We start from the raw sequence: 16,010 nt of genomic DNA, 5'->3' as shown, positions 1-16,010 counted from the left end.
GAACAGCATGACTGATGTAACTGTAAAATCGCTGGCTGCTGAGATTCAGACCTCCGTGGACCGCCTGGTACAGCAATTTGCTGATGCAGGGATCCCGAAGTCCGCTGATGACTCGGTGACCGCGCAAGAAAAACAAACCTTGTTAACGCACCTGAACCGTGAACACGGCTCTACGCCTGACAAGTTAACGCTGCAGCGCAAAACGCGTAGCACGTTAAACATCCCTGGTACCGGTGGCAAAAGCAAATCGGTACAAATTGAAGTCCGCAAGACGCGCACCTTTGTAAAACGTGATCCGCAAGAGGCAGAACGCCTTGCCGCGGAAGAGCAGGCACAGCGTGAAGCGGAAGAACAAGCTCAGCGTGAGGCGGAAGCAGCCGCCAAACGTGAAGCAGAATTAAAAGCTGAACGTGAGGCCGCAGAAAAAGCGAAACGCGACACAAGTGATAAAGTGAAGCGTGACGCTGCGGAAAAAGACAAAGTGAGCAATCAACAGACAGACGAAATGACCAAAACCGCCCAGGCTGAAAAAGCCCGCCGTGAAAATGAAGCTGCCGAGCTGAAGCGTAAAGCGGAAGAAGAAGCCCGCCGTAAGCTGGAAGAAGAAGCTCGCCGCGTCGCCGAAGAAGCGCGTCGTATGGCTGAAGAAAATGAGAAGAACGGTGTTGATACCGCTGAGCAGTCTGAAGACACCAGCGACTATCACGTGACCACTTCTCAGCACGCACGTCAGGCTGAAGATGATAACGACCGTGAAGTAGAAGGCGGCCGTGGCCGTGGTCGTAATGCAAAAGCAGCGCGTCCGGCGAAAAAAGGTAACAAGCACGCTGAATCCAAAGCTGACCGTGAAGAAGCACGCGCGGCTGTTCGCGGTGGTAAAGGCGGCAAGCGTAAAGGTTCCGCTCTGCAGCAGGGCTTCCAGAAGCCGGCTCAGGCCGTTAACCGTGACGTTGTGATCGGCGAAACCATTACCGTTGGCGAACTGGCGAACAAGATGGCGGTTAAAGGCTCTCAGGTCATCAAAGCGATGATGAAGCTGGGCGCGATGGCAACCATCAACCAGGTGATCGATCAGGAAACTGCACAGCTGGTTGCGGAAGAGATGGGCCACAAAGTTATCCTGCGTCGTGAAAACGAGCTGGAAGAAGCAGTAATGAGCGACCGTGACACAGGTGCTGCGGCAGAACCGCGCGCACCGGTAGTGACCATCATGGGTCACGTTGACCACGGTAAAACCTCTCTGCTTGACTACATTCGCTCTACCAAGGTTGCCTCTGGCGAAGCGGGTGGTATTACCCAGCACATCGGTGCATACCACGTAGAAACTGACAACGGTATGATCACCTTCCTGGATACCCCGGGCCACGCCGCGTTTACCTCTATGCGTGCTCGTGGTGCTCAGGCGACGGATATTGTTGTTCTGGTTGTTGCGGCGGACGACGGCGTCATGCCGCAGACCATCGAAGCTATCCAGCACGCGAAAGCAGCCGGTGTGCCGGTTGTGGTTGCCGTGAACAAGATCGATAAGCCAGAAGCGGATCCCGATCGTGTTAAAAACGAACTCTCCCAGTACGGTATCCTGCCGGAAGAGTGGGGCGGCGAAAGCCAGTTCGTACACGTGTCTGCGAAAGCGGGTACCGGTATCGACGAACTGCTGGACGCGATCCTGCTGCAGGCCGAAGTTCTGGAGCTGAAAGCCATCCGTAACGGTATGGCGAGCGGTGCGGTTATCGAATCCTTCCTGGATAAAGGACGTGGCCCGGTTGCTACCGTTCTGGTTCGTGAAGGTACGCTGCATAAAGGCGATATCGTTCTGTGCGGTTTCGAATACGGTCGCGTTCGTGCGATGCGTAACGAACTGGGTCAGGAAGTGCTGGAAGCGGGTCCGTCCATTCCAGTGGAAATCCTGGGTCTGTCCGGTGTTCCGGCTGCCGGTGACGAAGTGACCGTTGTGCGTGACGAGAAGAAAGCGCGTGAAGTGGCACTGTATCGTCAGGGCAAATTCCGTGAAGTTAAACTGGCTCGTCAGCAGAAATCTAAACTCGAGAACATGTTTGCCAACATGACCGAGGGCGAAGTTCACGAAGTGAACATCGTGCTGAAAGCCGACGTTCAGGGCTCTGTGGAAGCGATCTCCGACTCCTTGCTGAAACTGTCTACCGACGAAGTGAAAGTGAAGATCATCGGTTCTGGCGTAGGTGGTATCACCGAAACCGACGCAACCCTGGCTGCTGCGTCCAACGCTATCCTGGTTGGCTTCAACGTTCGTGCGGATGCGTCTGCGCGTAAAGTGATTGAATCCGAAAGTCTGGATCTGCGTTACTACTCCGTCATCTATAACCTGATCGACGAAGTGAAAGCAGCGATGAGCGGCATGCTGTCTCCTGAGCTGAAACAGCAGATCATCGGTCTGGCTGAAGTACGTGACGTGTTCAAATCACCGAAATTCGGAGCGATCGCGGGCTGTATGGTTACCGAAGGTAACATCAAGCGTCACAACCCAATCCGCGTACTGCGTGACAACGTGGTTATCTACGAAGGCGAGCTGGAATCCCTGCGCCGCTTCAAAGATGACGTTAACGAAGTCCGTAACGGCATGGAATGTGGTATCGGCGTGAAGAACTACAACGACGTTCGCGTTGGCGATATGATCGAAGTGTTCGAGATCATCGAAATTCAGCGTACCATCGCTTAATTACCGATTGTAAGCCGGGATAGCCTCGCGCCACCCGGCAATAATTTCAAAAAGGGGCTTTAGCCCCTTTTTTGTCTGGAGAATTTATTATGGCGAAAGAATTTGGTCGCCCTCAGCGCGTAGCGCAGGAAATGCAGAAAGAGATCGCACTCATTCTGCAACGTGAAATTAAAGACCCACGCGTCGGCATGATGACCACCGTTTCCGGTGTGGAAATGTCCCGTGACCTGGCCTATGCCAAAGTGTTCGTCACCTTCCTGAACGATCAGGACGAAGCCGCAGTGAAAAACGGCATCAAAGCGCTGCAGGAAGCGTCTGGTTTCATCCGCTCTCTGCTCGGCAAGGCGATGCGCCTGCGTATCGTGCCTGAACTGACCTTCTTCTACGACAACTCGCTGGTCGAAGGTATGCGTATGTCCAACCTGGTGACCAGCGTGGTTAAACATGACGATGAGCGTCGTGTTAACCCGGCGGACGACAGCAAGGAGGACTGATGAGTCGTCCTCGTCGTCGTGGTCGCGACGTGCATGGTGTGCTGCTGCTGGATAAACCCCAGGGCGCTTCCAGCAACGACGTGCTGCAGAAAGTTAAGCGTATTTATAACGCCAACCGTGCGGGCCACACCGGCGCGCTCGACCCGCTGGCAACCGGCATGCTGCCGGTCTGTCTGGGAGAGGCGACAAAGTTTTCCCAGTACCTGCTCGACTCCGATAAGCGTTACCGCGTTATCGCTAAGCTGGGCCAGCGCACGGATACCTCCGACGCGGATGGTCAGGTCGTGGAGGAGCGTCCGGTGACGTTCAGCGCGGAGCAGCTTGATGCGGCGCTGGAGAGCTTCCGTGGGGATACGATGCAGGTACCGTCGATGTATTCGGCACTGAAGTATCAGGGGAAAAAACTCTACGAATATGCGCGCCAGGGCATTGAGGTCCCGCGTGAAGCCCGTCCGATTACCGTGTATGAGCTGCTCTTTATTCGCCATGAAGGCGATGAGCTGGAGCTGGAAGTGCACTGTTCGAAAGGGACCTATATTCGCACCATCATCGACGACCTCGGTGAAAAACTGGGCTGCGGCGCGCATGTGATTTACCTGCGTCGTCTGGCGGTGAGCAAGTATCCGGTGGAGCGGATGGTGACCCTGGAACATTTGCGCGAGCTGGTTGAACAGGCGGAAGCGCAGGGGATCGCGCCGGCAGATTTGCTGGATCCGCTGCTGATGCCGATGGACAGTCCGGCTGCGGACTTCCCGGTTGTTAATCTTCCTTTAACATCGTCCGTTTACTTTAAGAACGGCAACCCGGTTCGTACGGCGGAAGCGCCGCTGGAAGGCCTGGTGCGCGTGACCGAAGGTGACGAAGGGAAATTCATCGGGATGGGCGAAATGGATGGCGAAGGGCGCGTTGCGCCGCGTCGTCTGGTCGTCGAATATCCGGTCGACGCGTGACGGTGATAACGGCTCACCTTGCGATAAGCAGGGGAGACGAGTAGAATATCGCCGCTTAACGCCTGGTAAATTGTTTAACAATCTGCGGGGCGTACATGGGATTGCTGAATTAGAGATCGGCATCCTTACATTCTTTATACTTTGGAGTTTGAAAATGTCTCTAAGCGTTGAAGCTAAAGCTAAAATCGTTTCTGAGTTTGGTCGTGGTACTAACGACAGCGGTTCTACCGAAGTTCAGGTTGCACTGCTGACTGCACAGATTAACCACCTGCAGGGTCACTTTGCAGAGCACAAAAAAGATCACCACAGCCGTCGTGGTCTGCTGCGTATGGTTTCTCAGCGTCGTAAACTGCTCGACTACCTGAAACGTAAAGATGTTGCACGCTACACCGCGCTGATCGAGCGTCTGGGTCTGCGTCGCTAATTCTTGCGAGTTTCAGAAAAGGGGGCCTGATGGCCCCTTTTTTCAAGCAGACGGCAGCAATTCACTGGAAACTATTGTATTGTTGCTATAAATGATCTTCATTGCAGAGGTTCGCGCGGCTAATGAGAGGCTTCACCCAGGGGGGTGTTGGTTGTCATTAGTCGCGAGGATGCGAAGAAGGTCGGGTCAAATCGACAGCACACCGGTGGTGTGCTGTCAAACATTTAAGAAAGGACAGAACTTTGTTGAATCCGATCGTTCGTAAATTCCAGTATGGTCAACATACCGTCACGCTGGAAACCGGCATGATGGCACGTCAGGCTACTGCTGCCGTTATGGTAAGCATGGATGACACCGCGGTATTCGTTACCGTTGTGGGCCAGAAAAAAGCTAAACCAGGTCAGGACTTCTTCCCGCTGACCGTTAACTACCAGGAGCGTACCTACGCTGCCGGTAAAATCCCGGGTGGCTTCTTCCGTCGTGAAGGCCGTCCAAGCGAAGGCGAAACCCTGATCGCGCGTCTGATTGACCGCCCGGTTCGTCCGCTGTTCCCGGAAGGCTTCGTTAACGAAGTACAGGTTATCGCGACCGTTGTTTCCGTTAACCCACAGGTTAACCCGGACATCGTGGCGATGATCGGTGCGTCCGCAGCCCTGTCACTGTCTGGTATTCCATTCAATGGCCCAATCGGTGCCGCGCGCGTCGGTTACATCAACGACCAGTACGTACTGAACCCAACTCAGGAAGAGCTGAAAGAAAGTAAGCTGGACCTGGTGGTTGCGGGTACTGAAGCCGCTGTGCTGATGGTTGAATCCGAAGCTGAACTGCTGAGCGAAGACCAGATGCTGGGTGCTGTGGTCTTTGGCCATGACCAGCAGCAGGTTGTTATCCAGAACATCAACGATCTGGTGAAAGAAGCCGGTAAGCCACGTTGGGACTGGCAGCCAGAAGCAGCAAACGACGCGCTGAATGCACGCGTTGCAGCTCTGGCAGAATCTCGTCTGAGCGATGCGTACCGCATCACTGACAAACAGGAGCGTTACGCTCAGGTTGACGTGATCAAGTCTGAAACTATCGCAACGCTGGTTGCTGAAGACGAAACGCTGGATGCTAACGAGCTGAGCGAAATTCTGCATGCTATCGAGAAAAACGTTGTTCGTAGCCGCGTTCTGGCAGGCGAGCCGCGTATCGATGGCCGTGAAAAAGACATGATCCGTGGTCTGGATGTGCGTACTGGCGTGCTGCCACGTACTCACGGTTCCGCGCTGTTCACCCGTGGCGAAACGCAGGCGCTGGTTACCGCGACCCTGGGTACGGCACGTGACGCACAGATCATCGACGAACTGATGGGCGAGCGTACTGACAGCTTCCTGTTCCACTACAACTTCCCTCCGTACTCCGTAGGCGAAACCGGTATGGTTGGCTCGCCGAAGCGTCGTGAAATTGGTCACGGTCGTCTGGCGAAGCGCGGCGTGCTGGCAGTCATGCCAGAAGCAGACAAATTCCCGTACACCGTACGTGTGGTGTCTGAAATCACCGAATCCAACGGTTCTTCTTCTATGGCTTCCGTGTGTGGTGCCTCTCTGGCGCTGATGGATGCAGGCGTGCCAATCAAAGCCGCCGTTGCGGGTATCGCAATGGGCCTGGTGAAAGAAGGCGACAACTATGTTGTTCTGTCTGACATTCTGGGCGACGAAGACCACCTGGGCGATATGGACTTCAAAGTGGCGGGTTCCCGCGACGGTATCTCTGCGCTGCAGATGGATATCAAAATTGAAGGTATCACCAAAGAGATCATGCAGGTTGCTCTGAACCAGGCTAAAGGTGCGCGTCTGCACATCCTGGGCGTGATGGAACAGGCTATCAACGCGCCACGCGGTGATATCTCTGAATTCGCACCGCGTATTCACACCATCAAGATCAATCCAGACAAGATCAAAGATGTTATCGGTAAGGGCGGTTCCGTAATCCGTGCGCTGACCGAAGAGACTGGCACCACCATCGAAATCGAAGATGACGGTACTGTGAAGATCGCAGCAACCGACGGCGAGAAAGCGAAATTCGCGATCCGTCGCATCGAAGAAATCACTGCAGAAATCGAAGTGGGCCGCGTCTATGCAGGTAAAGTGACCCGTATCGTTGACTTTGGCGCGTTCGTTGCCATCGGTGGCGGTAAAGAAGGTCTGGTTCACATCTCTCAGATCGCTGACAAGCGCGTTGAGAAAGTGACCGATTACCTGCAGATGGGTCAGGAAGTACCGGTTAAAGTTCTGGAAGTTGATCGCCAGGGCCGTATCCGTCTGAGCATTAAAGAAGCAACCGAGCAGTCTCAGCCAGCTGCTGCGCCAGAAGCACAGGCCGCAGAACAGCAAGGCGAGTAAGTTGCCATTTGCCCTCCGCTTTGCGGAGGGCCTATTATCAGGCAGGACGCCTTGTTAAGCCGCCGGGGGACAGGACGTTCATCCAATAGTTGTCTTCGGGAGTGGGAAATGAAGCCTTTTTTGCGCTGGTGTTTCGTTGCGACAGCTTTAACGCTGGCAGGATGCAGCAACTCTGCCTGGCGTAAGAGCGAAGTCCTCGCAGTGCCATTGCAACCGACTTTGCAGCAGGAAGTGATCCTGGCACGCATGGAACAAATACTTGCCAGTCGGGCTTTAACCGATGACGAACGCGCACAGCTTTTATATGAGCGCGGAGTGTTGTATGATAGTCTCGGTCTGAGGGCATTGGCGCGAAATGATTTTTCACAAGCGCTGGCTATCCGACCTGATATGCCTGAAGTATTCAATTACTTAGGCATTTATTTAACGCAGGCAGGCAATTTTGATGCTGCCTATGAAGCGTTTGATTCTGTACTTGAGCTTGATCCAACTTACAACTACGCGCACTTGAATCGCGGTATCGCTTTGTATTACGGCGGTCGTGACAAGTTAGCGCAAGATGATCTGCTGGCGTTTTATCAAGACGATCCTAATGATCCTTTCCGTAGCCTGTGGCTTTACATCGTTGAGCGGAAGCTCGATGAGAAGCAGGCAAAAGAGGCACTGAAACAGCGCTTCGATAAATCGGACAAGGAACAGTGGGGATGGAACATTGTCGAGTTCTACCTGGGCAACATTAGCGAAGCAACGCTGATGGAACGCCTCAAGGCGGACGCAACGGATAACACCTCGCTCGCTGAGCATCTCAGTGAAACCAACTTCTATTTAGGTAAGTACTACCTAAGTCTGGGGGATAAGGACAGCGCTACGGCACTGTTCAAATTAGCGGTTGCTAACAACGTACACAACTTCGTTGAGCACCGTTATGCATTGTTGGAATTATCGCTCTTGGGCCAGGAGCAAGACGACCTGGCAGAATCGGACCAGCAATAGCTGACGACATAAACATCAGCCCGTAATCTTTTGATTGCCATCACCTTAACTGGTGAGGGCGTTGTTGTTCGTCAATACACCTACTTTGAGCCGGTTCACACTTTTCAATGAAAATTGCTAATCATTTTCACGATGAGCTAAGTAGACTGGCCGCCATTGACATTGAGGCACTCGTACTACATGGCTGAATTCGAAACCACTTTTGCAGATCTGGGCCTGAAGGCTCCTATCCTTGAAGCCCTTAACGATCTGGGTTACGAAAAACCATCTCCGATCCAGGCTGAGTGTATCCCACACCTGCTTTCTGGTCGTGACGTGCTGGGCATGGCCCAGACTGGTAGCGGTAAAACTGCAGCGTTCTCGCTGCCGCTGCTGAACAACATTGATCCGGACCTGCGTGCACCGCAGATCCTCGTTCTGGCTCCAACCCGTGAACTGGCTGTTCAGGTTGCAGAAGCCATGACGGAATTCTCTAAACATATGCGCGGCGTAAACGTGGTTGCCCTGTACGGCGGCCAGCGTTATGACGTGCAGTTACGCGCCCTGCGCCAGGGCCCACAGATTGTTGTCGGTACGCCGGGCCGTCTGCTGGATCACCTGAAGCGCGGTACCCTGGACCTCTCTAAACTGAGCGGTCTGGTACTGGATGAAGCAGATGAAATGCTGCGTATGGGCTTCATCGAAGACGTTGAAACCATTATGGCGCAGATCCCGGACGGTCATCAGACCGCGCTGTTCTCTGCAACCATGCCGGAAGCTATCCGTCGCATTACCCGCCGCTTCATGAAAGAGCCGCAGGAAGTGCGTATTCAGTCCAGCGTAACCACTCGCCCGGACATCAGCCAGAGCTACTGGTCTGTGTACGGCATGCGTAAAAACGAAGCGCTGGTACGTTTCCTGGAAGCGGAAGATTTTGATGCGGCGATTATCTTCGTTCGTACCAAAAATGCGACCCTGGAAGTGGCTGAAGCCCTGGAGCGTAGCGGCTATAACAGCGCAGCGCTGAACGGTGACATGAACCAGGCCCTGCGTGAGCAGACTCTGGAGCGTCTGAAAGACGGTCGTCTGGATATCCTGATTGCAACCGACGTGGCAGCACGTGGTCTGGACGTTGAGCGTATCAGCCTGGTTGTTAACTACGACATCCCGATGGATTCCGAGTCTTACGTTCACCGTATCGGCCGTACCGGTCGTGCGGGTCGTGCTGGCCGCGCGCTGCTGTTCGTTGAGAACCGCGAGCGTCGTCTGCTGCGCAACATCGAACGTACCATGAAGCTGACCATTCCAGAAGCGGACCTGCCAAACGCAGAGCTGCTGGGCAAACGCCGTCTGGAAAAATTCGCCGCCAAAGTACAGCAGCAGCTGGAAAGCAGCGATCTGGATCAGTACCGTGCGCTGCTGTCGCAGATTCAGCCTGTTGCTGAAGGCGAAGAGCTGGACATGGAAACCCTGGCTGCAGCACTGCTGAAAATGGCTCAGGGCGAACGTAGCCTGATCGTGCCACCAGATGCGCCGATGCGTCCTAAGCGTGAATTCCGTGACCGTGACGATCGCTTCGAACGTCGTGGCGACCGTAACGATCGTGGCCCACGTGGTGACCGTCCAGAGCGTGGTGGTGAAGACCGTCCACGTCGTGAACGTCGCGACGCAGGTGACATGGAACTGTACCGCATTGAAGTGGGTCGTGATGATGGCGTTGAAGTTCGTCACATCGTTGGCGCGATCGCTAACGAAGGCGACATCAGCAGCCGTTACATCGGTAACATCAAGCTGTTCGCATCCCACTCTACCATCGAGCTGCCAAAAGGCATGCCGGGTGAAGTACTGCAGCACTTTACGCGTACCCGCATCCTGAACAAGCCGATGAACATGCAGCTGCTGGGCGATGCACAGCCACGTCCTGACCGTGGCGGCGAACGCCGTGGTGGTGGTCGCGGTTTCGGCGGCGAGCGTCGTGAAGGCGGCCGCAGCGAAGGTCGCGGTGGTGAAGGCCGTCGTTTCTCCGGCGAGCGCCGCGAAAGCCGTGGTCCACGTCGTGAAGAAGGCACCAGCCGTCGTCGTTTCGGTGACGCGTAAGCCTTACGCTTCTGACGTAAAGTAAAATATACAGCCCCGATACATGCTATCGGGGCTTTTTTTATTCCCTTTGTACTCTTGTACTGGTACAGTGCGTCACATTAAAATGCAGAACCGCATGATTGACTGGAGAAAAGGCTGTATGGCGACACTAACCACCACCCAAACGTCACCTTCGCTGCTTGGCGGCGTGGTGATCATCGGCGGAACCATTATAGGTGCCGGGATGTTCTCCCTGCCCGTGGTCATGTCCGGTGCGTGGTTCTTCTGGTCGCTGGCCGCGCTGGTCTTTACCTGGTTCTGTATGCTCCATTCCGGGCTGATGATCCTCGAAGCCAACCTGAACTACCGCATTGGCGCGAGCTTCGACACCATCACCAAAGACCTGCTGGGCAAAGGCTGGAACCTGGTGAACGGTCTGTCCATTGCCTTTGTGCTCTATATCCTGACCTACGCATATATTTCGGCGAGCGGTTCGATTCTGCATCACACCTTCTCTGAGATGTCGCTGAACGTTCCAGCGCGTCTGGCCGGGCTGTGCTTTGCGCTGGGCGTGGCGTTTATCGTCTGGATGAGTACCAAAGCGGTAAGCCGGATGACGGCAATCGTACTGGGCGCGAAGGTCATCACCTTCTTCCTGACCTTCGGCAGCCTGCTGGGGCACGTGACGCCCGCCACGCTGTTTAACGTTGCCGAAGTGAATACCTCCTATACGCCGTACCTGCTGATGACGCTGCCATTCTGTCTGGCATCGTTCGGCTACCACGGCAACGTGCCGAGCCTGATGAAGTACTACGGCAAAGATCCGCGCACCATTGTGAAGTGTCTGGTCTACGGCACGCTGCTGGCGCTGGCGCTGTACGTCATCTGGCTGCTCGGAACGATGGGCAACATCCCGCGCCCGGAATTTATCGGTATTGCGCAGAAGGGCGGTAACATTGACGTGCTGGTGCAGGCGCTGAGCGGCGTGCTGAACAGCCGCAGCCTGGATCTGCTGCTGGTTATCTTCTCTAACTTTGCGGTGGCGAGCTCTTTCCTCGGCGTGACGTTGGGCCTGTTTGACTACCTGGCGGATCTGTTCGGCTTTGATGATTCTGCGATGGGGCGCTTCAAAACCGCGCTGCTGACCTTCCTGCCGCCGATTGTGGGCGGCCTGCTGTGGCCGAACGGCTTCCTGTACGCCATCGGCTATGCAGGGCTGGCGGCAACCATCTGGGCGGCGATTGTGCCGGCGCTGCTGGCGCGTAAATCACGTAAACGCTTCGGTAGCCCGAAATTCCGCGTCTGGGGCGGTAAGCCGATGATTGCGCTGATCCTGGTGTTCGGCGCGGGCAATGCCCTGGTACACGTGCTGTCGAGTTTTAATCTGTTGCCTGTCTATCAGTAAATGCAAAGCCCGGTGGCGCTACGCTTACCGGGCCTACAGGGATCGCGTAGGCCGGATAAGGCGTAGCCGCCATCCGGCAAAAAACTACTCCACCAACTCCTCTTTCACCTGCATGGCCAAATCAAACGAGTGCAAACGCGCCTGGTGATCGAAAATCTGGCCGTTAACCATAATTTCATCCGCCTGCGTTTCACGCAGCACCGCCTCCAGCCCGTGACGCACTTTCGCTTTATCGCCAACTAGCGACATGCTCAGCGCCTGTTGAACGCCATACTGCTCTGAAGCTGACCACAGCTGATGCATATTCTCCACCGGTGGCGGAAGCTGGCCCGTCTCCCCGCGACGCAGCTTCACAAACGCCTGCTGCATGGAGGTGAACAGGAATTCCGCGTCGCGATTGCTGTCGGCAGCAATGATGTTGATACACACCATCGCGTACGGTTTCTCCAGACGCTCGGACGGTTTGAAGTGCGTACGGTAAAGATGCAGCGCCTGATGCAACATATCCGGCGCGAAATGGGAGGCAAACGCAAACGGCAGCCCCAGCTGTGCGGCGAGCTGCGCGCTGTAGAGGCTTGAGCCCAACAGCCATACCGGGATCTTCTCGCCGTAACCAGGTACCGGGCGCACGTGCGGGTTCGGGTCACGTGCGTCGAACCAGTCCACCAGTTCGGCCACGTCGCGCGAGAAGTTATCAATATCGCCGCTCATATGGCGACGCAGGGCGCGCATGGTCGGCTGATCGCTGCCCGGCGCACGGCCAAGCCCCAAATCGATACGGCCCGGATAGATGGTATTCAGCGTGCCGAACTGCTCGGCGATCACCAGCGGGGCGTGATTCGGCAACATCACGCCGCCGGAGCCCAGGTGCAGCGTGGTGGTATTTGCCGCCAGATAACCAATCAGTACCGAGGTGGCGGCGCTGGCAATGCCCACCATGTTGTGGTGTTCGGCCAGCCAGTAGCGGTGATAGCCACGCTTTTCGGCCAGCTGAGCCAGATCCAGAGAGTGCGAAAAGGCTTCTCTCGCCGAGGAGCCTTGTGGGATCGGCGCCAGATCCAGCACCGAAAACGGAAGGGTTTTGTCAGTCATAACAGCTCACTTTGTCGACGGTGAATCTTTAATACTGCATTAAAAAATGATAACCGTTGTTAACAAAGTGAGCCTTTTTTAGGCCTGAAGTTCCAGCCCGGCCAGACGCTTCCAGTAGCCGTTACAGTCGCTGTTCGCCGTCAGCGGCAGCGGAGCGGCACCGTTTTCGTTAGCGCGGAAGGCGTCCAGCATCGTGAACACGCCGGTATCGAGCGGCGACAGGCGCACCATATCCACCAGCCCGTCCATCGACGCCAGCTCGTTGCCGAGGTTATAGACATAGCCGCTCATGGTCTGAATACCGTTGAGAACAAACACCTGCTGGTTCTCCTGCGACAGCATGCTGCGCCCGTTCGGGTACTTAATGCAGCAGGTTTCGCACTCGTCTTTCGGACGGTCTTCCGAGCGCGCGGTAAAGCAGCGGGCGGAATAGGCCAGCGGCAGATGCCCGTAGCTCAGCACTTCCACTTCAAACTTGTTGCGAATGCCCAGCTCTTCGCACTGCGTGAGCAGGTTTGCCAGCCAGTCGCGGGAGAGTTCAACCGGCATGCACCAGCGCGTCATGCCCTGTTTGAGCAGCAGGCGCAGGGTCACGGCGTTGTAGCAGTTCAGGGCATGACCCGCGACAAACGGCAGCCTGCGTTCGGCGCACATGTTCACCACGCCGAGATCGCTCGCTTCCAGCAGGAACTCGCCGTTCTCTACGTAGCGTTTCAGCTCGCCCAGTTCGGAAGACGCCTGCACCAGCGCAAGGGTGGAGAGCACGACCTGCTTGCCGCTTCCGGCCAGGCTTTTCGCCATCTCCAGCCAGTCGCCCACTTTGGTGGCGCGGCGCTTGCTGCACACCGCTTCACCGAGGTAAATCACATCGGCGCTGCTGGTGGCGGCCTGTTGGTAAAAATCTTCCAGCGTCTCTTTTGGCCAGTAGTAAAGCACCGGTCCTAATGAATATTTCATGATTTTCTCACTGCCATTTACGGTGATACGCGCCCAGCGTGGTTTGCGTGCCTTCGGACATCGATCCGAGCGTCTCCATCCAGGCCTGCTGCGGAGCGTAGTTCTGCGGGTCCGCCATGCAGCGGTCGATGGCCTGACGCCACACTTTCGCCACCTGGCTCACGTAGGCCGGGCTACGCTGGCGACCTTCGATTTTCACCGAGGCAATATTGGCCGCCAGCAGTTCCGGCAGCAGCTCCAGCGTGTTGAGGCTGGTGGGCTCTTCCAGGGCGTGGTAACGCTCGCCGTCGACCAGATAGCGGCCTTTACACAGGGTGGGATAACCGGCGTTTTCACCGTCCTGATAGCGGTCGATCAGCACCTCATTCAGGCGGGATTCCAGCCCCTGCGGCGTTTGCTGCCAGCGGACAAAGCGGGCAGGGGAGCAGGCCCCGACGGTATTTGGCGACTCGCCGGTCAGATACGAGGAAAGATAGCAACGGCCTTCGGCCATAATGCACAGGCTGCCAAAGGCAAAAACTTCCAGCGGCACTGGCGTGACGCGTGCGAGTTGCTTAACCTGATGGATAGAGAGCACGCGCGGCAGCACCACGCGGGCCACGTCAAAGTTTCGGTGATAAAAACGCACGGCCTCTTCGTTGGTGGCAGATGCCTGAACAGAGACGTGGCGCTCAATATGGGGATAGCGTTCTGCCGCATACTCAAGCATGGCGAGGTCGGCCAGAATCAGCGCATCGGCACCCAGTTGTGCCGCCATATCCACCGCGCGCTGCCAGCGGGCGTACCCGTCAGGATGAGCAAAGGTATTGATGGCGATATGCAGCTTGCGGCGGTGCTGGTGAACGAAGTTAACGGCTTCCTGAAGCTTTTTCTCCGTAAAGTTAAGGCCAGCGAAATGGCGGGCATTGGTGTCATCTTTTAGCCCGATATAGACCGCATCGGCCCCATTTTCGATGGCCGCCTTAAGCGCCGGAAGGTTTCCGGCAGGGCAGAGCAGCTCCATAATTTATCCTGATGTTGTCGATCGCAAAAATGTTAACGAGCTGGGATTTTAATTAACCCATACGCGACAATTTTTGATTTAAGGCAGCTAATGGCGTATTGATGGCACCAATAATGAGGTTGTCCGGACGACGGTTTGTTGATTTACGCCGCTATGTTGTGCGTCGGATATGGCAAAATAGCAGGACTATAGATATCAGGGAGTAAAGCTCGTGCTGGATAAACTGCGTTCACGTCTCGTACAATTTGGCCCATCAATGCTGAGCGTGCCGGTCAAGCTGGCGCCGTTCGCGCTTAAACGTCAGGTGCTGGAGCAGGTCCTGAGCTGGCAGTTCCGCCAGGCGCTGCAGGATGGCGAGCTGGAATTCCTGGAAGGCCGCTGGTTGAGCATTGAGGTGCGTGACATCGGGCTGCGCTGGTTTACCTCCGTTGAGAATGACCAGCTGATCGTCCGCGAAACCGCCGAGGCGGACGTGAGCTTTAGCGCCAACGCCAGCGATCTGCTGATGATCGCCGCGCGTAAACAGGATCCGGATACGCTCTTCTTCCAGCGCCGTCTGGTGATTGAAGGCGACACGGAGCTGGGCCTGTACGTGAAGAATTTAATGGATGCCATTGAGCTGGAGCAGATGCCGAAAGCGCTGCGCGTGATGTTGATGCAAATGGCAGATTTCGTTGAGGCCGGGCTGAAAGCCCCGCCGGACAGTAAACACACTTCAGTAGGTGAGCCATGCTGATTCGAGTCGAAATAGGGATTGATGCGCCGGGGATCGATGCGCTGCTGCGCCGTGCTTTCGCGAGCGATGCCGAAGCCCAGCTGGTCCACGATCTCCGCGAAGACGGTCTGATTACGCTGGGGCTGGTCGCCACCGATGACGAAGGTCAGGTGGTGGGCTATGTTGCCTTCAGTCCGGTCACCGTTCAGGGCGAAGAGCTGCAGTGGGTCGGTATGGCACCGCTGGCGGTGGATGAAAACTATCGCGGGCAGGGGCTGGCGCGTCAGCTGGTCTATGAAGGACTGGATTCGCTCAATGAGTTCGGTTATGCGGCCGTTGTTGCGCTGGGCGATCCGGCGTTCTATGGCCGTTTAGGCTTCGAGCAGGCCGCGCATTACGATCTGCGCTGCCGCTGGCCGGGTACGGAATCCGCATTCCAGGTGCACCGTCTGGCGGACGACGCGCTCAACGGCGTCAATGGCCTGGTCGAGTACCACGACCATTTCAATCGCTTTTAATCAGGCTCTCGCGTAGCGCCTCAAAGGAGCCGTCTCCGGTCACGAGGCGCTCTTTCTGGCGCTTCGTCAGCTGTTTGATGCGGTATTCCAGCCTGAGCGCCAGCGATCGGTCACCGACGGGCGCCGAAAAGGCAAGCTGTAACTCCCCTTTCCCCCGCAGCGCTTTTGCCCCTTTCCCCGTTTGATGTTGTAAAAAACGCCGCGCCACATCGGTGGTTATCCCGGTGTAGAGTGCGTTATCAGCGGTTCGGACAAGATAGAGAAACCAGCACACGGTAAACAGATTCAGTATGTTAAGGTGAACGCACCATAGCATGAGAGAGAA

General features: G+C 55.9%; 15 protein-coding genes. 11 read left to right on the top strand and 4 right to left on the bottom strand.

Annotated features, from left to right (window positions below; all coding sequences use genetic code 11):
• The first annotated feature begins 7 nt into the window (after nucleotides 1-7).
• The 9 genes from infB (at nucleotide 8) to mtr (ending at nucleotide 11,400) form a co-directional block, all read left to right on the top strand.
• Nucleotides 8-2,695 (top strand): translation initiation factor IF-2, encoded by a 2,688-nt coding sequence (infB, locus tag ACMWJS_RS17125; protein WP_274454285.1) that lies wholly within the window; start codon nucleotides 8-10, stop codon nucleotides 2,693-2,695.
• 89 nt (nucleotides 2,696-2,784) lie between these two features.
• Complete coding sequence (gene rbfA / locus ACMWJS_RS17120; protein ID WP_003024988.1) at nucleotides 2,785-3,189, top strand: 30S ribosome-binding factor RbfA; 405 nt, start codon at nucleotides 2,785-2,787, stop codon at nucleotides 3,187-3,189.
• Nucleotides 3,189-4,139, top strand: coding sequence for a tRNA pseudouridine(55) synthase TruB (gene truB, locus ACMWJS_RS17115; RefSeq protein ID WP_069719909.1), 951 nt, complete (start codon nucleotides 3,189-3,191; stop codon nucleotides 4,137-4,139). Before rbfA ends, truB begins: the two co-directional genes overlap by 1 nt.
• A 154-nt stretch (nucleotides 4,140-4,293) precedes the next feature.
• Nucleotides 4,294-4,563: a 30S ribosomal protein S15 gene (gene rpsO, locus ACMWJS_RS17110; RefSeq protein ID WP_003861789.1), complete on the top strand. Its 270-nt coding sequence runs from the start codon at nucleotides 4,294-4,296 to the stop codon at nucleotides 4,561-4,563.
• A gap of 242 nt (nucleotides 4,564-4,805) precedes the next feature.
• Nucleotides 4,806-6,944: a polyribonucleotide nucleotidyltransferase gene (gene pnp / locus ACMWJS_RS17105; protein WP_045910096.1), complete on the top strand. Its 2,139-nt coding sequence runs from the start codon at nucleotides 4,806-4,808 to the stop codon at nucleotides 6,942-6,944.
• 108 nt (nucleotides 6,945-7,052) lie between these two features.
• Nucleotides 7,053-7,937 (top strand): lipoprotein NlpI, encoded by an 885-nt coding sequence (gene nlpI, locus ACMWJS_RS17100; RefSeq protein WP_008501476.1) that lies wholly within the window; start codon nucleotides 7,053-7,055, stop codon nucleotides 7,935-7,937.
• A 107-nt stretch (nucleotides 7,938-8,044) separates the two neighbouring features.
• On the top strand, nucleotides 8,045-8,125 hold the full coding sequence (gene yrbN / locus ACMWJS_RS17095; RefSeq protein ID WP_100122156.1) for a protein YrbN: 81 nt from the start codon (nucleotides 8,045-8,047) through the stop codon (nucleotides 8,123-8,125).
• Nucleotides 8,118-10,013, top strand: a complete 1,896-nt coding sequence (locus tag ACMWJS_RS17090; protein WP_048028855.1) for a DEAD/DEAH family ATP-dependent RNA helicase — start codon at nucleotides 8,118-8,120, stop codon at nucleotides 10,011-10,013. Before yrbN ends, ACMWJS_RS17090 begins: the two co-directional genes overlap by 8 nt.
• Before the next feature lie 142 nt (nucleotides 10,014-10,155).
• On the top strand, nucleotides 10,156-11,400 hold the full coding sequence (gene mtr, locus ACMWJS_RS17085; RefSeq protein ID WP_008501478.1) for a tryptophan permease: 1,245 nt from the start codon (nucleotides 10,156-10,158) through the stop codon (nucleotides 11,398-11,400).
• 84 nt (nucleotides 11,401-11,484) lie between these two features.
• On the opposite strand, the gene ACMWJS_RS17080 is transcribed toward mtr, so the two are convergent.
• From ACMWJS_RS17080 to ubiU, 3 genes are all read right to left on the bottom strand, one after another.
• On the bottom strand, nucleotides 11,485-12,492 hold the full coding sequence (locus ACMWJS_RS17080) for a luciferase-like monooxygenase (RefSeq protein ID WP_414747349.1): 1,008 nt from the start codon (nucleotides 12,490-12,492) through the stop codon (nucleotides 11,485-11,487).
• A gap of 78 nt (nucleotides 12,493-12,570) precedes the next feature.
• Entirely contained in the window at nucleotides 12,571-13,449 is an 879-nt protein-coding gene (locus tag ACMWJS_RS17075; protein WP_414747348.1) for a U32 family peptidase, read from the bottom strand.
• 7 nt (nucleotides 13,450-13,456) lie between these two features.
• The gene (gene ubiU, locus ACMWJS_RS17070; protein ID WP_021242249.1) at nucleotides 13,457-14,452 is read right to left on the bottom strand and encodes a ubiquinone anaerobic biosynthesis protein UbiU; all 996 of its coding nucleotides are present in this window, start codon (nucleotides 14,450-14,452) and stop codon (nucleotides 13,457-13,459) included.
• Nucleotides 14,453-14,663: 211 nt separating this feature from the next.
• Here ubiU and ubiT point away from each other — a divergent pair, with 211 nt between their 5' ends.
• Both ubiT and ACMWJS_RS17060 read left to right on the top strand, forming a co-directional pair.
• A complete protein-coding gene (gene ubiT / locus ACMWJS_RS17065; RefSeq protein ID WP_045910093.1) occupies nucleotides 14,664-15,188 on the top strand; it encodes a ubiquinone anaerobic biosynthesis accessory factor UbiT in 525 nt (174 codons plus the stop codon).
• Nucleotides 15,182-15,685, top strand: coding sequence for a GNAT family N-acetyltransferase (locus tag ACMWJS_RS17060; protein ID WP_045910092.1), 504 nt, complete (start codon nucleotides 15,182-15,184; stop codon nucleotides 15,683-15,685). The genes ubiT and ACMWJS_RS17060 overlap by 7 nt, the downstream gene beginning before the upstream one ends.
• Here the strand turns inward: ACMWJS_RS17060 and ACMWJS_RS17055 are convergent.
• Entirely contained in the window at nucleotides 15,672-16,001 is a 330-nt protein-coding gene (locus ACMWJS_RS17055) for a GIY-YIG nuclease family protein (protein ID WP_008501484.1), read from the bottom strand. The genes ACMWJS_RS17060 and ACMWJS_RS17055 overlap by 14 nt on opposite strands.
• Nucleotides 16,002-16,010 lie beyond the last annotated feature (9 nt).

This window comes from Enterobacter sp. HK-058-C-ECC, assembly GCF_047531125.1.
Taxonomy (GTDB): Bacteria; Pseudomonadota; Gammaproteobacteria; order Enterobacterales; family Enterobacteriaceae; genus Enterobacter; species Enterobacter quasiroggenkampii.
Note: the sequence above shows the minus strand (reverse complement) of the source record. Positions and strands in the feature narration are given on the sequence as shown.

Coding starts and splice junctions, on each gene's coding strand:
- infB (WP_274454285.1), top strand. CDS start 8: ATGACTGATGTAACTGTAAAATCGCTGGCTGCTGAGATTCAGACCTCC.
- rbfA (WP_003024988.1), top strand. CDS start 2,785: ATGGCGAAAGAATTTGGTCGCCCTCAGCGCGTAGCGCAGGAAATGCAG.
- truB (WP_069719909.1), top strand. CDS start 3,189: ATGAGTCGTCCTCGTCGTCGTGGTCGCGACGTGCATGGTGTGCTGCTG.
- rpsO (WP_003861789.1), top strand. CDS start 4,294: ATGTCTCTAAGCGTTGAAGCTAAAGCTAAAATCGTTTCTGAGTTTGGT.
- nlpI (WP_008501476.1), top strand. CDS start 7,053: ATGAAGCCTTTTTTGCGCTGGTGTTTCGTTGCGACAGCTTTAACGCTG.
- yrbN (WP_100122156.1), top strand. CDS start 8,045: ATGAAAATTGCTAATCATTTTCACGATGAGCTAAGTAGACTGGCCGCC.
- ACMWJS_RS17090 (WP_048028855.1), top strand. CDS start 8,118: ATGGCTGAATTCGAAACCACTTTTGCAGATCTGGGCCTGAAGGCTCCT.
- mtr (WP_008501478.1), top strand. CDS start 10,156: ATGGCGACACTAACCACCACCCAAACGTCACCTTCGCTGCTTGGCGGC.
- ACMWJS_RS17080 (WP_414747349.1), bottom strand. CDS start 12,492: ATGACTGACAAAACCCTTCCGTTTTCGGTGCTGGATCTGGCGCCGATC.
- ACMWJS_RS17075 (WP_414747348.1), bottom strand. CDS start 13,449: ATGAAATATTCATTAGGACCGGTGCTTTACTACTGGCCAAAAGAGACG.
- ubiU (WP_021242249.1), bottom strand. CDS start 14,452: ATGGAGCTGCTCTGCCCTGCCGGAAACCTTCCGGCGCTTAAGGCGGCC.
- ACMWJS_RS17060 (WP_045910092.1), top strand. CDS start 15,182: ATGCTGATTCGAGTCGAAATAGGGATTGATGCGCCGGGGATCGATGCG.
- ACMWJS_RS17055 (WP_008501484.1), bottom strand. CDS start 16,001: ATGCTATGGTGCGTTCACCTTAACATACTGAATCTGTTTACCGTGTGC.